Source organism: Mesorhizobium sp. (assembly GCF_024509055.1).
GTDB lineage: Bacteria > Pseudomonadota > Alphaproteobacteria > Rhizobiales > Rhizobiaceae > Mesorhizobium.
The window spans coordinates 1,153-1,573 of record NZ_JANINM010000295.1 but is presented as its reverse complement, the minus strand read 5'-3'; the positions used below and the strand labels follow the sequence as shown (position 1 = coordinate 1,573).

Here is a 421-nt window from a genome sequence, read left to right as displayed (position 1 = left end):
TCCGCTCTGGTCCGTCCCGCTATCGGCACTGACGGCCACGCGGGACCGTCCGGTTTTTTCAGCTTCCCGGCGCCCGCCGCCGCGGGCCGTTGCCGCCGTTCCGGTCGCCCCCGTGGCGCCTCCGCCACCACCGCCGGCTTCACCCGAGCACCCCTCGCTCGCGCTGGTAGGGGCGGTGGTTGGCGAGAACGATGCGATCGCCGTATTCCTGGACACCGCCAATCAGGGAATGGTTCGGCTGCGGAAGGGAGAGGACCACGCGGGCTGGGTTCTCAGTTCGGTGATGCCGCGCGAGGTGGTGCTGAAGAAAGGCGATCAGACCGAGTCTCTGGTGCTGCAGCGTGGGGACGGCCAGCCGGGATATTCGGGTGGAGGCGGGGTCCCGGGCGTGCCCGGTGTTCCGGGAGTCCCCGGTGTCGTG

The 421-nt window shown here is 70.3% G+C and carries 1 pseudogene; it reads left to right on the top strand.

Annotation, left to right across the window (positions count from 1 at the left end):
- Window positions 1–175: 175 nt before the first annotated feature.
- A pseudogene (locus Q0L57_RS13390) lies at window positions 176–421 on the top strand (hypothetical protein); the annotation flags it as partial.